The sequence below is a fragment of the Kitasatospora sp. NPDC057223 genome (assembly GCF_042669755.1).
In the GTDB taxonomy this organism is placed as follows: domain Bacteria; phylum Actinomycetota; class Actinomycetes; order Streptomycetales; family Streptomycetaceae; genus Kitasatospora.
Window position 1 is genome coordinate 15,138 of record NZ_JBHUWW010000046.1, and the last position, 15,943, is coordinate 31,080.

14 protein-coding genes are annotated in these 15,943 nt (G+C 73.2%); 8 read left to right on the forward strand and 6 right to left on the reverse strand.

Annotated elements, in window-relative coordinates:
• Positions 1 to 12 precede the first annotated feature (12 nt).
• Positions 13 to 1,041, reverse strand: a complete 1,029-nt coding sequence (locus ACFUK0_RS18225) for a LacI family DNA-binding transcriptional regulator (protein ID WP_380251278.1) — start codon at positions 1,039 to 1,041, stop codon at positions 13 to 15.
• A 411-nt stretch (positions 1,042 to 1,452) separates the two neighbouring features.
• Here ACFUK0_RS18225 and ACFUK0_RS18230 point away from each other — a divergent pair, with 411 nt between their 5' ends.
• Positions 1,453 to 2,877 carry a glycosyl hydrolase gene (locus ACFUK0_RS18230; protein ID WP_380251280.1) on the forward strand — a complete coding sequence of 475 codons (1,425 nt, stop codon included), beginning with the start codon at positions 1,453 to 1,455 and terminating at the stop codon, positions 2,875 to 2,877.
• Between the two features lie 106 nt (positions 2,878 to 2,983).
• Here ACFUK0_RS18230 and ACFUK0_RS18235 read toward each other — a convergent pair whose 3' ends face one another.
• Positions 2,984 to 3,691 (reverse strand): TetR/AcrR family transcriptional regulator, encoded by a 708-nt coding sequence (locus ACFUK0_RS18235; RefSeq protein WP_380251282.1) that lies wholly within the window; start codon positions 3,689 to 3,691, stop codon positions 2,984 to 2,986.
• Positions 3,692 to 3,830: 139 nt separating this feature from the next.
• On the opposite strand from ACFUK0_RS18235, the gene ACFUK0_RS18240 reads away from it, so the two are divergent.
• Entirely contained in the window at positions 3,831 to 4,706 is an 876-nt protein-coding gene (locus ACFUK0_RS18240) for an NAD(P)H-binding protein (protein WP_380251284.1), read from the forward strand.
• On the opposite strand, the gene ACFUK0_RS18245 is transcribed toward ACFUK0_RS18240, so the two are convergent.
• Positions 4,703 to 4,885 (reverse strand): hypothetical protein, encoded by a 183-nt coding sequence (locus ACFUK0_RS18245; RefSeq protein ID WP_380251286.1) that lies wholly within the window; start codon positions 4,883 to 4,885, stop codon positions 4,703 to 4,705. The genes ACFUK0_RS18240 and ACFUK0_RS18245 overlap by 4 nt on opposite strands.
• 258 nt (positions 4,886 to 5,143) lie before the next feature.
• Here ACFUK0_RS18245 and ACFUK0_RS18250 point away from each other — a divergent pair, with 258 nt between their 5' ends.
• A complete protein-coding gene (locus ACFUK0_RS18250; RefSeq protein ID WP_380251288.1) occupies positions 5,144 to 5,650 on the forward strand; it encodes a DinB family protein in 507 nt (168 codons plus the stop codon).
• Positions 5,651 to 5,735: 85 nt separating this feature from the next.
• Here the strand turns inward: ACFUK0_RS18250 and ACFUK0_RS18255 are convergent, their stop codons facing one another.
• Together ACFUK0_RS18255 and ACFUK0_RS18260 are read right to left on the reverse strand one after the other, a co-directional pair.
• Positions 5,736 to 6,605 (reverse strand): class I SAM-dependent methyltransferase, encoded by an 870-nt coding sequence (locus tag ACFUK0_RS18255; protein ID WP_380251290.1) that lies wholly within the window; start codon positions 6,603 to 6,605, stop codon positions 5,736 to 5,738.
• A gap of 118 nt (positions 6,606 to 6,723) precedes the next feature.
• A complete protein-coding gene (locus ACFUK0_RS18260) occupies positions 6,724 to 7,518 on the reverse strand; it encodes a spermidine synthase (RefSeq protein ID WP_380251338.1) in 795 nt (264 codons plus the stop codon).
• A 310-nt stretch (positions 7,519 to 7,828) separates the two neighbouring features.
• Between ACFUK0_RS18260 and ACFUK0_RS18265 the strand changes: the two genes are divergently transcribed.
• The 3 genes from ACFUK0_RS18265 (at position 7,829) to ACFUK0_RS18275 (ending at position 12,991) form a co-directional block, all read left to right on the forward strand.
• Complete coding sequence (locus ACFUK0_RS18265) at positions 7,829 to 8,788, forward strand: alpha/beta hydrolase (protein ID WP_380251292.1); 960 nt, start codon at positions 7,829 to 7,831, stop codon at positions 8,786 to 8,788.
• A 331-nt stretch (positions 8,789 to 9,119) separates the two neighbouring features.
• Positions 9,120 to 10,442: an alpha/beta hydrolase gene (locus ACFUK0_RS18270; RefSeq protein WP_380251294.1), complete on the forward strand. Its 1,323-nt coding sequence runs from the start codon at positions 9,120 to 9,122 to the stop codon at positions 10,440 to 10,442.
• Positions 10,439 to 12,991, forward strand: a complete 2,553-nt coding sequence (locus tag ACFUK0_RS18275; RefSeq protein ID WP_380251296.1) for a bifunctional lysylphosphatidylglycerol flippase/synthetase MprF — start codon at positions 10,439 to 10,441, stop codon at positions 12,989 to 12,991. The genes ACFUK0_RS18270 and ACFUK0_RS18275 overlap by 4 nt, the downstream gene beginning before the upstream one ends.
• Before the next feature lie 57 nt (positions 12,992 to 13,048).
• Here ACFUK0_RS18275 and ACFUK0_RS18280 read toward each other — a convergent pair whose 3' ends face one another.
• Positions 13,049 to 13,741 carry an ester cyclase gene (locus ACFUK0_RS18280; protein WP_380251298.1) on the reverse strand — a complete coding sequence of 231 codons (693 nt, stop codon included), beginning with the start codon at positions 13,739 to 13,741 and terminating at the stop codon, positions 13,049 to 13,051.
• 250 nt (positions 13,742 to 13,991) lie between these two features.
• Here ACFUK0_RS18280 and ACFUK0_RS18285 point away from each other — a divergent pair, with 250 nt between their 5' ends.
• Both ACFUK0_RS18285 and ACFUK0_RS18290 read left to right on the forward strand, forming a co-directional pair.
• Positions 13,992 to 14,456, forward strand: a complete 465-nt coding sequence (locus ACFUK0_RS18285; protein WP_380251300.1) for a hypothetical protein — start codon at positions 13,992 to 13,994, stop codon at positions 14,454 to 14,456.
• A gap of 367 nt (positions 14,457 to 14,823) precedes the next feature.
• Positions 14,824 to 15,939, forward strand: a complete 1,116-nt coding sequence (locus ACFUK0_RS18290) for a BTAD domain-containing putative transcriptional regulator (RefSeq protein WP_380251302.1) — start codon at positions 14,824 to 14,826, stop codon at positions 15,937 to 15,939.
• The last annotated feature ends 4 nt before the right edge of the window (positions 15,940 to 15,943 follow it).

Genomic DNA, 15,943 nt, shown 5'->3' on the forward strand with positions numbered 1-15,943 from the left:
GATCAGTCGGAATCAGTTTTCCCGAGGGGCCCTGGGGGCCGCGGTGCTGGCGCGTGGTGTCAGGTGGGCCGCCTCGACCGCCACACCGACCGCCTCCCGGCCGTCGAGCGACGCCAGCAGCAGCCGCGCCGCCTGCCGGCCGTACGCCCCGATGTCCCTGGTCAGCGCGGTGAGCGCCGGGTGGACGATCCGGCAGACCGGTGAGTCGTCCCAGGCGACGATCGAGAGGTCCCCGGGCACCGACAGCCCCATCTCCTGCGCGACGGTCAGGCCGGCGACCGCCATGATGTCGTTGTCGTAGACCAGCGCGGTGGGCGGGTCGGCCGCGCCGAGGAGCAGGCGGGTGGCGCGGGCGCCGTCCGGGCCGGTGTAGTCGGTGAACACGCAAGGGGCGGCCGCCAGTCCGAGCCTGCGGGCGAGGCGGGCGAACGCCTCGCTGCGGATCGCGGTGTGCGCGAGTTCCGGGATGCCCGCCACCCGGCCGATGCGGCGATGGCCCAGGGCCGCCAGGTACTCCACCGCCTCCTGGAGGGAGACGGCGTCGTCCGACCAGACGCTGGGGACCCGGCCGCCGGCCGGCGGCGGCCCGATCACCACTGCGGGAAAGCCGAGTTCCCGCAGCACGGGCAGGCGCGGGTCGTCCTCGAGGACGTCGCAGACCAGCACACCGTCCACGGCGTGGTCGTGGCCCCACCGCCGGTACACCGCCGTCTCCTGCTCGCGGTCGGCGACCATGTGCAGCAGCAGGGCGTAGGAGCGGTGCGACAGTTCGGCCTCCAGGCCGCTGATCAGCTCCATGAAGAACGGTTCGACGCCGAGCGTCCTGGCGGGCCGGTACAGCGTCAGGCCGACCGCCTTCGCCGGGGCCCCGGCCAGCGCCCGGGCCGCCCGGTCGGCGTGGAAACCCAGCGCCTCGGCCGTCGCCAGGATGCGCTGCCGGGTCGAATCGGACACCCCCGGCCGCCCGTTGAGGGCGTAGGACACGGCCCCCTTCGACACGCCTGCCGCGCGCGCCACGTCGCTGATGGTCGGGCGTGTCACCCGGGCTCTCCCTCCGCCGCAGGGCCGATCCGCCGCCCGGCCGGTGCGCGACTTTCTCGGTTAACCGGATGATACCCACCGGCTCCCGTCACGACCAGCCGCCCGTCGCACCAGGATCGTCGTACAGGCCGGCTCCCGGCTCGGGACACCCGTCCTCTTGCTCCCAAGGGAAGCTCTGTTGACCTGCGAACAGCCGAAGTTGAGCTCGTCCGGGTGCAGCGCCCGCTATTGACGGCGCTTCCAGCCGGCCGTATGTTCATCCCGCTTACTCGGTTCAGTTCAGGTGCCCGCTCGGCAGTGACACGAGCATCGGACGGGCTGCGCGGCAGCAGCCGGCACCCCCACCCCACCTGAGGCCCGGCCACCCCACCCCGGGCATTCCCCCACCCCTCCACCAGGGAGCCGTCCACCATGCGTCAAGCCCTCAACCGGCTGTCCGCCCGCGGCGCCGCGCTCGCCGCGGCCCTCGCCGCACTGCTCATGACCGCCCTCCCGGTACCGGACGCCCAGGCCTTCCCGGCCACCGCCAAGGCCGACGTCCTGACCTACCTCCAGTCCGTCACCGGCAACCACGTCGTCTCCGGCCAGCACAACAAGGAGCCTGCCTCCGCCCCCGCCCAGTACACCCAGCAGGTCAAGGACATCACCGGCCAGTACCCCGGCCTGTGGGGCGGCGACCTCATGTTCAACGCCTCCGACGTCGCCAACCGGCAGAACGTCGTCAACCAGGCCAAGGCGCAGTGGGCAGCCGGCTCGCTGGTCGCGCTGACCTGGCACGTCTGCCCGCCCACCCAGGGCAGCGGCTGCAACTTCGACGGCGGCGTCAAGTCCAGCATCACCAATGACCAGTTCACGCAGATCGTCACCGAGGGCACGGCCCTCAACACCGCCTGGAAGAAGCGCCTCGACGAGGCCGTCCCCTACCTCCAGCAGCTGAAGGACGCCGGCGTGCCGCTCCTCTTCCGTCCGCTGCACGAGATGAACGAGACCTGGAACTGGTGGGGCAACCGCCCCGGCGCGGGCGGCGGCGCCAAGCTGTACCAGATCACCCACGACTACCTCGCCAACACCAAGGGGCTCAGCAACCTCATCTGGGTCTGGAACGTGCAGGACAACCCGGCCGGCGGCTGGGCGAACTACTACCCCGGCAACGCCTACGTCGACGTCGTCTCCCTCGACGCCTGGTACAAGAACTACCCGAGCACCGCGGACTACCAGCAGTTGCTCGCCATCGCCGGCAGCAAGCCGATCGCGATCGCCGAACTCGGCAAGATCCCCACGGCGGCACTGCTGGACAGCCAGCCGAAGTGGGCCTACTTCATGCTGTGGTCCGAGCAGTTGACCGGGAACAACACCAACGCCGAGATCCAGACCGGCTACTTCCTGCCGCGCGTGTACAACCAGGGCGAGATCACCCTGCCCACCGGCGGCACCGGCGGTACCGGCGGCAGCGGGGCCATCACCGGCCTCGCCGGCAAGTGCGTCGACGCCCGGGCCGCGGGCACCGCCAACGGCACCGCCGTCCAGCTGTACACCTGCGCGGCGGGCACCGCCCAGACCTGGACGGCCGGCGGTGACGGCACCATCCGCAACCCCAACTCCGGCCGCTGCCTGGACATCACGGCCGCCGGCACCGCCAACGGCACCAAGGTCCAGCTCTACGACTGCAACGGCACCGCCGCGCAGCAGTGGCAGGCCCAGGCGTCCGGCCAGCTGAAGAACCCGCAGTCCGGCCGCTGCCTGGACGTCCCCGGCGGCAGCACCGCGGACGGCACCCAGCTGCAGATCTGGGACTGCAACACCAACGCCTGGCAGAAGTGGACCCTGCCGAGCTGACCCGCCCGGCCTGACCACGCTCGACCTGACCACGCCGATCTGAACCAGCTGACCTGGACCGGCCCCGGCCGGCGGCCCCGCCCGGGGCCGCCGGCCACCCGTGCTGCTACCCGGCCTCGGCGATGCGGTCGAGCAGTTCGGCGAGCAGGCCGCGTTCGCCTGCGGTCAGCACCGTGGTCTGCGGGAGCAGGGCGTGCAGGGCGAGTGCCGCGCCGGCCGGGCCCGGCGCGTCCGTGGCGGGGGCGTCGGTCGTGATCGCGGCGATCACGGCTTCCCTCGCCAGGTGGGAGACGGTGACGTCCCGGGATTCCTCGGGGGTCGCGATCAGGGCGAGGGTGGCGCCGCCGCCGACGGCGTGCACCAGCCGGGTGGCGCGTTCCTCGTCGATCCGCAGCCGGCCGGCCTCGGCGATCCGGTGGATGTGGGCGCCGAGGATCTCCAGTGCGGCCTCAGCGGCGGGCGGCAGGGCACCGGGGCGGGGCTCGGCGTACATGAGGGTGTAGAGGGCCGGGCTGGCGAGACCGAACTCCAGGTTCAGGGTCCAGCCGATGCGCAGGTCCTCGACCGGGTCACCGGTGGGCTCCAGGCCGGCCTTCGTACCCAGGTGCGTCGCGAAGCCGTGCTCGGCGACCGCGTCGAGCAGGCCCTGCTTGTCGCCGAAGAGCCGGTAGATGGCCGGTGCCTGGACGCCGGCCGCCGCGCTGACCGCCCGGGTGGACACCGCTTCGCGTCCGCCGTCCACGAGCAGCCGGGTGGCGGCGGCGATGATCCGTTCACGGTTGCTCTCCGTCGGGGCGGAGCGGTCGGTCTCCATGTTCTCAACGATAACGGATCACTGTTAGCGGTTTGCGAAATCATCGCTACCATGTAAGCGTTATCAGTGGAAACGGGCCCTGTCGAAAGCCGGCAGCCAGGCCGGGCGCTCCGCCCGAATCCCCCTCCAGGAGGCTCCCGTGATCGTCATCACCGCCCCGACCGGCCAGATCGGCCGCCAGGTCGTCGACACGCTGCTCGCCGGCGGCCAACCGGTCCGGGTGATCGCCCGCGACGCCGCCCGGCTGGATCCGCGGACCCGTGAGCGGGTCGAGGTCGTCCAGGGCTCGCACAGCGACCCGGGGGTTCTCGCCGAGGCCTTCGAAGGCGCCGACGCCGTCCTGTGGCTGGTGCCGCCGGACCCGCGCGCCGGCGACATCCAGGACCACTACCTCGGTTTCACCCGCCCGGCCTGCGACGCCTTCAGGGCGCAGGGCGTCGAACGCGTCGTCGGCGTCACCAGTCTGGGCCGCGGCCACGCCGGACACGCCGGGCTGCTGTCGCCCGCGTTCGCGATGGACGACATGATCGAGAGCACCGGGGTGGACTACCGGGCCCTGGCCATGCCGTTCTTCATGGAGAACCTCCTCAACCAGGCCGGGGCGATCAGCAACGAAGGAACGTTCCACCTGGCGAACTCGGCGGACCGCCCGCTGGCGACCGTCGCCACCCGTGACATCGCCGCGGCCGCCGCGGCCCTGCTCGCCGACGACTCCTGGAGCGGGCGGAGCAGCGTCCCGGTGATCGGCGACACACTGTCCCCCGTCGACATGGCACTGGTCCTCTCGGAGGTACTGGAGCGCCCGGTCCGCTTCCAGCAGGCCGACGGACAGGCCTACCGGGCGACGATGACGCAGTACGGCATGAGCGCCGCCTGGGCACAGGGCCTGGTCGACATGGCCGCCGCCCAGAACGACGGCATCTACGACGCAGAGCAGAAGGCACTGGCCGCCCCCGCTCCCACCGGGTTCCGCCAGTGGTGCCAGGAGGTGTTCCGGCCCGTCGTCCAGCCCTAGAAGCGTCCCACCGCGATGAAGAGCGCGACCAGGGCGAGCAGACCGGCGGCGATCCAGAGTGCGGGGTTCATGACCCCTCCTTCGGTGCGGTTGTCGTGCTGGAGTGCCGGCCTCTCGGGCGGTCGCGGCGCTCTCGGTCGGACGGACTCGAACGAGCGGTCATGGTGCGCTCCCTGCATCTCGTCGACGGTCGAAGTCGAACAGGAGATGCCGGTCGCCGGCGGTACGTGACAGTCCGGCGATGTGACCTGTGTCACCACTCAGCGCGGGGCTCGGTCCCGGGCCGTACGGCGTCGCGCACTCGTCGATCTCAGCGGGAGCGGGCGGAACGCCCTGCGGCGGGAGCAGCTGCTCGGTGGCCAGGGGCTGCCCGGGGCGGGCAGGGACCGTCGAATAATGCCTCGACATGGACACGCTGATCGTGGACGCTTCGCGCGATGACAAGATTCGACGACACACCGCCCGCGTGGGACGAGCGCACCCAGCTCACCACGTTCCTCGACTACACACGTGATACCGCCCGCGCCAAGTGCGACGGCGTATCGGAGGAGGACGCTCGCAGGGCGCTCCTGCCGGGCTCGCCGCTGATGACCATGAGCGGCGTGATCAACCACCTCCGCTGGGTCGAGTACTACTGGTTCCAGGTCGTCTTCCTCGGCGAGGAGGACGAGGGTCCGTGGACCGAGGAGGATCCCGACCGCGAGATGCGGATCGCCGTAGACTTCCCCCTCACACAGCTGCTCGACGAATACGCCGGACAGAGCGCCCGCCACCGCGAACTGGTCCGTGCGAACGGCCTGGACGATCAGGCCAAGCGAGCCCGCGGCAGCGGCCTTCACGTCGACCTGCGCTGGATCCTCCTGCACCTCACCGAGGAGACGGCCCGCCACAACGGCCATCTGGACATCCTGCGCGAGATGCTCGACGGCACGACCGGCGCCTAGCCCCGCCTCTTCCTGACGGTCCGCCGGTTTCTCCGGCGGGCCGTTTCGGCCCGCCGGGGGCATGGTGGCCCTGCCGACGGCGCCGTCACGACCGCTCGGGCCTGTCGGTGAAGTCCAGGACGGTGACCGAGGGCCGACGGGTGGAGAGCGGCGGGACGGTCAGGGCGAACGGCAGCAGGGCGCCCAGCAGCCCTCGCCCGCCGACCGGGCGGACGTCCCGGACTCCGGTCACCGCCGCGCTCGCGGTGCGGAGCTTGGCCCGCTCGCCCGCGTCCATCGACCAGGGCATCGGGGGCGCCTGGTAGCCGGCCGTACGCATCCGGCCGGTCAGGGTGAGCCTGCTGAACCAGTGCGGCACCGCGTCCATCACCAACGAGCCGCCCGGGAACCGCTCGGCGCAGCCCGCGATCAGGGACCGCACCTGGGTCGGGCGCAGGTACATCAGCAGTCCCTGCGCGGTGACGAGGACGCCGTGGCTGCGGTCCACCTCGTCGGCCCAGCCGAACTCGGTGGCGTCGGCGGCCAGGTAGCGCTGGCGCGGTCCGGGCGGCAGCAGCCGCTCGCGCAGCGCCACCGACTCGGGGAGGTCCACGGTGAGCCACTGCGCCCGCCCGTTGTCGACCCGCCAGTACTGGGTCTCCAGCCCCTCCCCCAGGCAGACCACCGTGCCGCGCGGCTCCCGGGCCAGGAAGTCGGCCACCTCGCGGTCGAAACACGCCACCCGCAGCGCCTGCAACTGGGCCTGGGCGCCGCTGGTGCCGAACCGCTCCGTGAACGGGTAGTCGATCCGGTCCACCAGCTCGACCGCCTTGGGATCGCGCAGCACCGCGTCCGGCCGGCGGGCCTCGGCGGCACGCTGCCAGAGCGTCCACAGCGCCGTCTCCGGGACGCCCTCCAGGTCAGTGCCCTCGGCGGTGGCTGCACGGTCGGACACGGCCGGACTCTCGGCGGTCATGATGGCGCTCCTCGGGACGTGGTGGCCGGACCTGCCGATTCTGGCACCGCCGGCGCGGCGCGCCCGGACCGCCCGGCCCCGGCGCGCCGCCCCTCGTGGCCCGCCGGTGCAGCGGTGGTCAGCCGACGCTGAAGGCGCCGTCCGGCGGCGGCGGCGAGGGCTGTGCGTCGGCGTCCGTGACCGCCACGGCGCCGCGGACCAGCTCCGCCAGGTCGTCCTCGTCGCAGAGCCGCGCCGGGAAGGGGTCGGCGGCAAGCTGCCTGCTGAGTTCCCGGACGGGCAGCGGCCGGGCCGAGCCGATCAGCAGGATGTTGCCGTAGCGCCGGCCGCGCAGCACCGAGGGCTCGGCGACCAGGCAGGTGTACGGGAACACCGCCCGCAGGGTCGCCGCCTGGGCCCGGCCGAAGGCGAGCGGCGGGCCGTCGGCAAGGTTCGCCGCGTAGCAGCCGCCGGGCCGCAGTGCGGTGGACGCGAGCCGGAGGAACTCGACCGAGGTCAGGTGCGCGGGCGTCCGCGAGCCGTGGAAGACGTCCGCGATGACCAGGTCGGCGGAGCCGGGCGGCGCGGCGGCGAGCGCCTCGCGGGCGTCCGCCACGGTGGCGGTGATGTCGACGCCGGGGCCCTGCCAGGGCAGTTGCTCCGCCACCAGCGCGAGCAGCGGCCCGTCGATCTCGGCGACCCGCTGCCGGGAGCCGGGGCGGGTCGCGGCGAGGTAGCGCGGCACGGTGAGGGCGCCGCCGCCCAGGTGTAGGGCGTCCAGCGGCTGTCCGGCGGGGGCGAGTGCGTCCAGCAGGTGGCCGATCCGCCGGGTGTACTCGAACTCCAGGTGGGTCGGGTCGGCGAGGTCGACGTACGACTGCGGGGTGCCGTCGAGGGTGAGCAGCCAGCCGCCGTCCTGGTCGAGGTCCGGCATCAGCTTGGCGGTGCCGAGGGCGACCTGCCGCTGTACGGGCAGCGGCTCGGGGTCGCTCAGGTCGCTCAGGTCACCGGGGGCACCGGGGTCGCCGATGCCGCCGGGGTCGCTCGGGCCGGCGGGGCCGCGGTGGTCGCTCGGGCCGCTCAAGACGGCACCGGGAGGTGCTGGCCCGGGGCTGCAGGGTTTCTCGGCATGTCGGCAGCATAGGGCGCGCCGCCCGGGCCGGGCGCAGCGCACCCGGTGGGCTACCGGCCGGTATCGTCGGTGCTCCGGACAGTCGGCGAGAAGATCGGGTGGGGCGGCAGACGTGGAGTTCCGAGAAGACATCCTGGGCACCCCGTACGAGGCGGCCGAGCTGGTGCTGGCCCCCGACGAGGAGGGCCCGGTCAGCGCGACGCTGGTCAGGCGGCTCGTCCCCCGGTCGCGGCAGGCGGTGCTGTACCTCCACGGCTACACCGACTACTTCTTCCAGACCCACCTCGCGGACCACTTCGTCGCGGCCGGCTTCTCCTTCTACGCACTGGACCTGCGCAAGTACGGGCGCTCGCTGCGGCCGCACCAGTCGCCGAACTTCATCCGCGACCTGGCGGCGTACGACGAGGAGCTGGACGAGGCGGTCCGGATCATCCGCGAGCTGGACGGCCACACCCGGCTGCTGGTCGACGGGCACTCCACCGGCGGCCTGGTCGCCGCCCTGTGGGCCTCCCGGCGCGCGGGGCGCGGCCTGCTGGACGGGCTCTTCCTGAACAGCCCGTTCCTCTCGATGCCCACCGCCGCCGCCGTCCGCGCCCTGGCCGGCCCCGCCGTCGGCGCGCTCGGCCGGGTGGCGGCCACCCGCCGGTTGCCGGCCCCGCTCAATCCGCACTACGCGCACAGCCTGCACCGCGACCACCGGGGCCAGTGGGACTTCGACCTCACCCTCAAGCCGGCCGAGGGGTTCCCGCTGTACGCGGGCTGGCTGGCCGCCATCCAGCGCGGCCAGCAGCAGGTGCGACGCGGGCTGCGGATCGACTGCCCCGTCCTGCTGATGGCCTCCACCGCCTCCACCGTCACCAAGAAGTGGGACCCGGCACTGCTGCACACCGACGCCGTGCTCCGCGCCGACGACATCGCCGCGCTGGCCCCGCGTCTCGGCCGCCACGTCACCACCGTCCGGATCGACGGCGGCATGCACGACCTCGTCCTGTCCGGTGAGGCCGCCCGGGCGCAGGTCTTCGCCGAACTGGACCGCTGGACCGGCGCGTACTTCCCGGCCCCGCCCGCGTGAACGCGACCCCCGCACTCCCCGGCCGCCCGCGCCCGCCCCGCCGTACCCCGGCGCGCGGCGGGGCGCGGGCGGGCTGGTAGAACAGCGGGGAACAGCAGCGCGTCGGCGGGGAACCGTGAGCATGGCCGGACACGTCGACTGTTCAGCGGGGACGGGTGGCCCACCACCGTTCCGGCCCGCCGCGAGGGGGGACGGGACCGGGCACTGCCACGGCCCGGTATCCGGCCCGCGGGAGCGCGGGCCACCACAGACGACGCGCTCGCGGCCGCGACGGCAGCCCCGTGGCGGCCGCGAGTCCTGCCGCGGCCCGCGCCGCGAAGCAAGGAGCACGATGAACCGGGCGCTCGCCGCCACCTGGAACCCGCTGGACTGGCCGCTCACGCACGGGCCCGTCCCGTACGCCGTGCTGGCGGCCGGGGGGACGGCCCTGGCCGTGCTGGCGCTCGCCCGGGGCCGGCGCTGGTCGACCCGGCTGCTGCCCTGCGCGGTGCTGCTCGCCGCCGCCCTCACCGTGCTGGTCCAGGTGGCCGTCGAGGACTGGTGGCAGCCGTTCCCCGAGGGCCTGCCGCACCGGGTGACGTTCTGGATCGGGACCGCACTGCTCGGCCTCTGCCTGGCCGGGTTCCGGATGCCCCGCCGGGCGTGGCGCGGCCGGGCACTGCTGGCGCTCGCCGCGAGCGTGGTGGTGCTGACGGCGTCCTCGCAGGTCAACCGGCAGTTCGACCAGTACCCGACGCCCCGCCTGCTGCTCGCGCCGTGGCTCAGTCAGCCGAAGTCGCTGAGCATCGCCGCCGCCGCCAGCACCGTCGCCGCGCCGCCCGGCAAGCCGCTCTCCGACGTCTGGCAGCCGCCGGCCGACCTCCCCACGAAGGGCACCCTCTCCACCGTCTCGATACCCGGGCCGCGCTCCGGGTTCAAGACCCGCAACGGCTTCGTCTACCTGCCGCCCGCCTACCAGGCCAGCCCGCGGCCGCTGCTGCCCGTGCTCGTCCTGCTGCCCGGCCAGCCCGGGGCGCCCGAGGACTGGGTGAACACCGGCGGCCTCCAGGACATGATGGACGGCTTCGCGGCCGCGCACCGGGGCCTGGCCCCGGTCGTGGTCGTCGCCGACCCGACCGGCACCCCCTGGACGAACCAGCTCTGCATGGACTCCCGGCTCGCCAAGGCCCAGACCTACCTGGCCGAGGACGTCCCCGCCTGGATCCACGCCACCCTCCAGACCGCCACCGGCCGGCAGGCCTGGGCCATCGCGGGCCTGTCCTTCGGCGGCACCTGCTCCCTGCAGCTCGCGCTCAACGCCCCCGGGGTCTACGGCTCGTTCATCGACATCTCCGGCCAGGAGGAGCCGACCCTCGGCAGCCACGAGAAGAGCGTCAAGGAGGCGTTCGGCGGGGACGAGGCGGCCTTCGACGCCGTGGACCCGCTGCACCTGCTGGCCCGCAGGAGCTTCCCCGACACCGCCGGCATCTTCGTGGCCGGGGCCAGTGACGGGGACTACCGCCCGCAGCAGGAGAAGATGTACGCCGCCGCGGGCCGGGCCGGGCTCACCGTCGACTTCCAGCTCAAGCCCGGCTGGCACGACTGGAACGTGTTCCGGGCCGGCATCAGCGACAACCTGCCCTGGCTCGCCAAGCGCACGGGGCTGCACGGATGACCGCGCCCGTGACCGCGCCCGTGACCGCACCGGTGGCCGCACCGTCCGCGAGCAGCGCCGCTGCCCCGGCCCCCGGGCCGACCCCGGGGCCGCCCGGCGGGCGCTGGGCACGGCACGCCCGCCGGCTGCGCTCCGCGCCGCTCACGCTGAGCCTGCTGGCCGCCCTGTGGACGGTCGGCGCGGCCACCGGAAGCCTGCGCACCGGCCCGCCGCCGCGGCTGCTCGACCAGGTCGGCGTCGGCCTGTCCACGATCGACGCGGCGCGCTGGTGGACCCCGCTCTCCTCACTCCTCTGGTGCTCCGGCATCGGGGCCTACCTGCTCACCAGCGTGCTGCTGCTCGTGGTGGGACCGGCCGCCGAGCGGCGGCTCGGGCGGCGCCGGAGCGTGCTCGTCCTGCTGGGCGGGCAGGTGCTCGCGACCCTGTTCGGCGCCGCGCTGGTGCGGCTGGGCATCGCCGCCGGCGAGGGCTGGACCCACACCATCCGGGACCAGGTCGCGGTCGGTCCCGGAGTCGGCCTGTTCGCCCTCGCCGCGGTGCTCAGCCACCGGCTGACCGCCCTGTGGCGCCGGCGCCTGCGGCTGCTGGTGGTGCTCGTCCCGCTGGTGTCCACGCTGTACATCGGCCACCTGGAGGGCGTGCAGTGCTTCGCCGCCGCCCTGGTCGGCCTGGCCGGCGGGGCACTGCTGCACCGCCGCCGGCCCCGGCCGCGCTACCGCCCCTCGCACCAGGAGGCCCGGGTGCTGGTCGCGCTCTGCCTGGTCGCCGCGGCCGTCGGGCCACTGGTCGCCGCGCTCTACGACGACGCGATCGGCCCGTTCAACAGCCTCTCCGAGCTGTACCTCTCCCGCTCGTACTCGCCCGACGAGGTCGCCGACCTCTGCTCGTACTCGGCCCACGAGTGCGCCCGGGCGCACGCCGTGCAGAACTTCTTCGACTCGCCCGGCCGGCTGATGGCCGCCGCCGTCCCGGCCCTGCTGCTCGTCCTCGCCGAGGGGCTGCGCCGCGGACTGCGGGCGGCCTGGCGGATCACCGTGGTCACCGAGCTGATCTGGATCGCCCTGCTGGCCTGGCTGCTCGCCGACGACCTCTCCTGGCTGCAGGATCCGGCGGGGATCCGCTACGTGGTCGAGTTCTTCGTCGAGGCGCTGCTGCTGCCGGTGCTGACCACGGCGCTCCTGCTGCGCACCGGCCACCGCTTCCGGCTGCGGATGTCCCCGCGCGTGGTGCGCCGGCTCGGCGCGGTCGTCGGCGGCACGCTGCTGGTGACGGCGGGCGTGTACGTGGGCGCCGGAACCCTGGTGCGCACCCAGTTCGAGCCGGACACCTCCCCCGGCCGGCTGGTGGCGGGTCTGGCGGCGGCCTACCTCCCGCCGGCCTACGGCGAACTGCTCTCGGACTACCCGATCGCGGTCGGCGGCGTGGCGCGGGCCCTGGTCACCTACTGCGGACTGGTGTTCTGGGTCGTCGCACTGTCCGCGCTGCTGGTGGCCCTGCGCCGGTCGGCGGTGCAGGCGGACGCCGAGGACGCGGCGCGGGCCCGGGCCCTGCTCACCAGGTACGGGGGCGGCACGCTCTCCTTCATCAGCACCTGGGACGGCAACCACTACTGGTTCGACGAGGAGGGCCGGGCGGCGGTGCCGTACCGGGTGCTGTCGACCGTGGCGCTCACCACCGGCGACCCGTTCGGCGAGCCGCAGGCACGGCGGCGTGCGGTGGCCGGTTTCGCCCGGTACTGCGACGCGCGCGGCTGGACGCCCTGCTTCTACAGCGTCACCCCGGACGTCCGGGAGGTCGCCCGGGACCTCGGCTGGCGCTCGCTCCAGGTCGCCGAGGACACCGTGGTGGCGCTGCCCGGACTGGCCTTCACAGGCAAGAAGTGGCAGGACGTCAGGACCTCGCTGAACAAGGCCGCCAAGCAGGGCATCACCGCCGAGTGGTGGAGCTACCGGGACGCCCCGGCCGCGCTCCGGGAGCAGATACGCTCGATCTCCGAGGAGTGGGTGTCCGACAAGGGCCTGCCGGAGATGGGCTTCACCCTCGGCGGGCTGGAGGAGCTGGAGGACCCGGCCGTCCGGGTCCTGATAGCCGTCGACGCGCAGCGCCGGGTGCACGGGCTGACCAGCTGGATGCCGGTGTACGAGGACGGCCGGCCGGTCGGCTGGACGCTGGACTTCATGCGGCGCAGCGCGGACGGCCTCCGGGGCGTGACGGAGTTCCTGATCGCGTCCGCCGCGCTCGGCTTCAAGGAGGAGGGCGCGCGCTTCCTGTCACTGTCGGGCGCGCCGCTGGCCCGGGCGGAGCGCGGGGAGGCTCCGACCTCCCTGCAGCGCATGCTGGACTGGATGGGCAAGGCGCTGGAGCCGGTGTACGGCTTCCGGTCGCTGCTCGCGTTCAAGGCGAAGTTCCAGCCCGAGTACCGGCCGCTCTACATGGTGTACCCCGACCCAGCCGCGCTGCCCAGCATCACCCGCGCGATCGGCAAGGCGTACCTGCCGCACCTGACCGCGGCCCAGGGTGTCCGGCTGATGCGCAGGCTGTCGGCCTGACCGTCGGCCCGCGCATCAGGACGGCGGGGACGGACGACGGGGAGGTTCTCGCGCGGGTCAGCCCGGCATCATGCCCATCTGGCGCATCATGGCGACGGCGTCCCAGCTCCACCAGCCCTCCTTCACCTTGCCGTCCTCGAAGCGCCACATGGTCATGCCGGCCGACTCGATGGTCCTGTTGCTGGCCGGCATGCCCATGTACTCCCCGATGTGGGTGCCGCGCCACATCCAGCGGGTGGCCACCATGTCGCCCTCGGCGAGCTGGCTCCGGATGTCGAAGGTGAAGTCGAAGGCCCGGCGGTAGCCCTCGATCATCTCCTTGACGGCAGCCGGGCCGACCGTGTCACCGTCCATCGACGGGTCGTGGTCGCGGTAGTCCGGCGCGAGGAGTTCGTCGATCGGGGACATGTCGCCCGTCGGGGGGTCCAGCAGCAGCCGGCGGGCCGCGTCCTTGTTGGGCTGGTCGTCGCGGACCAGGTCGAGGTTGGTGAAGGTGGGCGGCTCCTGGCAGAGCGCCACCATCTCCCGGAAGATCCGGTCCGTCTCCGGCAGACCGGAGTTGCGCATCGCCGCCTCGTAGGACGGGAACTCGACGATCTCCACGATGTGCCGGGCGTCCGCCCGGTCGGCGCCCATCATCGCGTGGGTGGCGGTGCGCCTGCCCTGGGTCTGCTCGATCCAGGTGTCCATCAGCCGGTTGAGCTCGTCCGGCTGCTCCGTACGGCACTCGACGATCTGTACAAAGGTCATCGCGAACCTCCCGATCACACCCCCTGCTGCCTCCGTCCGCCGACCGCGCTGCCTTCCACTCTCCTCCTCCCGCTCCCCGCGCACCACAAGTGCGGACGTCCGCTCGACCGTCTTGGGCCCGGTTAATCATGCTGTCGCGATTTTTCTGACCAGTGATGCGTACATGACGCCTGTACGACCGTCCGTCATCCGACGGGTCCGCGCCGAAGGACGCCCACGGCCGGCCGGGCCGCGCCTAGGCTCCGGAACCATGCACACCACACATCTGAGGCGTTTCGGCCTGTCCGCGATCCTGTCCCTGGTGCTCGGCCTGCTGCTGCTGGCCCCGCCCGCACACGCGGACTCGCCCGCCCTGTCCGTCAGCGCCAGTGCGTCGAGCGTGCTCCCGGGTGACTCGGTGACGCTCACCCTGACGTTCACCAACGTGCACGACACGCCCGTGCAGTTCATCTACCAGTCCGTCCAGCCGACCTGGGCCACCACCCAGGTGCCCGGGCTGAACTTCACACTGAGCAGCAACACCGTCGGGTACACCGCGCCCGTCGCCCCCGGGGGCAGCACCACCGTGACGCTCTCCTACCAGGTCGCCGCGGACTCCTCCTGCGGGGTGCGGATCGACCTTTACACCTACCTCTACTACGAGTACGCGAGCGGCTCGCTCACCGAGTCCACGCTCCAGGACCTGCCCGGCGCGAACGTGATCTGCGCCGCCTGACCACCGTCCTCCGGCGGGGCCCACGGGAATGTCCCGTGGGCCCCGCCTCTCTGCGCCCCGGAGTGCACCCCGGCGCACTCCGGCGGATCGGACGGGCGCCCCGGACGGAGCACGGACGGGACCGTCTGACAAGGGCGGACGGCGGTTCGGGCAATCCAGGAGAAGCGGCCGGACGCTTAGCTCAATGTTCGCTCAAATGACCATCCGAATCGTTGACTTGAGCAACCGTCACCCCGTACGTTCTGGCCCCGGGATGTTGGCACCGATCAGTCAAAACGGTGCCGGCAGGCACACCCAACGGCACGGCCCGACCACGGCCGGACCGGTCTCTGCAGCGCACCCGCAACGTGGAGGATGGGGGAGAACCATGGGCGAGAGCGAGCCGGAACAGGCGAACACGGGCCTGCCGCCCGCGACCGGGGCCGGGCGGGCCCGCTTCACCGTCCTCGGGCTGCTGGCCATCGCGGACAGCACCGAGGTCGCGGTGCTCCAGCCGTCCAAACCGGCCGCCCTGCTGGCGGCCCTGCTGGTCAGGCCCAACACGGTGGTCTCGGCCGAGTCGCTGCAACGGGTGATCTGGGGCGAGGAGACACCGGCGACCGCGAAGGCCGCCCTGCAGACCTGCGTCCTGCGCCTGCGCAGGCTCTTCGGCAAGTACGGCATCTCCGGGAACACCATCGAGGCGGTGCCCGGTGGCTACCGGATGGCCGCCGACGCGCAGACCCTCGACCTGCTGCACTTCCGCTCCTTACTCGGCCGGGCGGCCGACGCGCCCGACCTCAGCACCGAGCTGGACCTGCTCCGCGAGGCGCTCGCCCTGTGGCAGCTGCCCGTGCTGACCAACGTCCACTCCGACGCACTGCACCTCGACGAGGTACCGCGGCTCACCGAGGACTGGCTGCGGACGGCCGAACGGATCTTCGACATCGAACTCGCCCTCGGGCGATGTCGCGAAGCGCTCGCCGAACTCCGTCCGGTGGCGCACGCACACCCGCTGCACGAGCGGTTCTGGGAGCAGCTGATCGAGGCGCTGAACCGCACCGGCCGCCGCGCGGAGGCCCTCGCCGAGTACCGCAGGGTGAAGAAGCACCTGCTGACCGAGCTCGGCGTCGACCCGGGGCCCGCCCTGCGGCGCCTCGAACTCGACATCCTGCGCGGCGAGTCGGAGCCGGCCCCGCGCCCGGCCGGCCGGCGCCCCGGCGGGGCCCCCGAGAGTACCGGCGGCGCCCCGGCGACCGGGGAGCTCGTCCTCGCGAGCCTGGTGCAGGCCGGGCTGCTGGAGGAGGGGCCGCACGGCCAGTACCGCATGCACGACCTGCTCTGCGCCTTCACCCGCGCGGCGGCCGGGAGCCGGCACCGCGCTCCCCCCGAACAGCCCGCGGACCACCCTGTGCACCGCACTGCGGAGCACCGTCGTGGCCCCGCCGACCGACTCGAATCCCCGCGGCAGGCAGCCGCTCCGCTCCGTACGACAGAGGTGTGAGGAC

What these genes read in the sequence shown, in the direction of transcription:
- ACFUK0_RS18235 (WP_380251282.1), bottom strand. Translation starts at nt 3,691, where the DNA reads ATGGAGACCGACCGCTCCGCCCCGACGGAGAGCAACCGTGAACGGATC.
- ACFUK0_RS18290 (WP_380251302.1), top strand. Translation starts at nt 14,824, where the DNA reads ATGGGCGAGAGCGAGCCGGAACAGGCGAACACGGGCCTGCCGCCCGCG.
- ACFUK0_RS18260 (WP_380251338.1), bottom strand. Translation starts at nt 7,518, where the DNA reads ATGCCGGACCTCGACCAGGACGGCGGCTGGCTGCTCACCCTCGACGGC.
- ACFUK0_RS18250 (WP_380251288.1), top strand. Translation starts at nt 5,144, where the DNA reads ATGACAAGATTCGACGACACACCGCCCGCGTGGGACGAGCGCACCCAG.
- ACFUK0_RS18230 (WP_380251280.1), top strand. Translation starts at nt 1,453, where the DNA reads ATGCGTCAAGCCCTCAACCGGCTGTCCGCCCGCGGCGCCGCGCTCGCC.
- ACFUK0_RS18275 (WP_380251296.1), top strand. Translation starts at nt 10,439, where the DNA reads ATGACCGCGCCCGTGACCGCGCCCGTGACCGCACCGGTGGCCGCACCG.
- ACFUK0_RS18285 (WP_380251300.1), top strand. Translation starts at nt 13,992, where the DNA reads ATGCACACCACACATCTGAGGCGTTTCGGCCTGTCCGCGATCCTGTCC.
- ACFUK0_RS18270 (WP_380251294.1), top strand. Translation starts at nt 9,120, where the DNA reads ATGAACCGGGCGCTCGCCGCCACCTGGAACCCGCTGGACTGGCCGCTC.
- ACFUK0_RS18255 (WP_380251290.1), bottom strand. Translation starts at nt 6,605, where the DNA reads ATGACCGCCGAGAGTCCGGCCGTGTCCGACCGTGCAGCCACCGCCGAG.
- ACFUK0_RS18245 (WP_380251286.1), bottom strand. Translation starts at nt 4,885, where the DNA reads ATGCAGGGAGCGCACCATGACCGCTCGTTCGAGTCCGTCCGACCGAGA.
- ACFUK0_RS18280 (WP_380251298.1), bottom strand. Translation starts at nt 13,741, where the DNA reads ATGACCTTTGTACAGATCGTCGAGTGCCGTACGGAGCAGCCGGACGAG.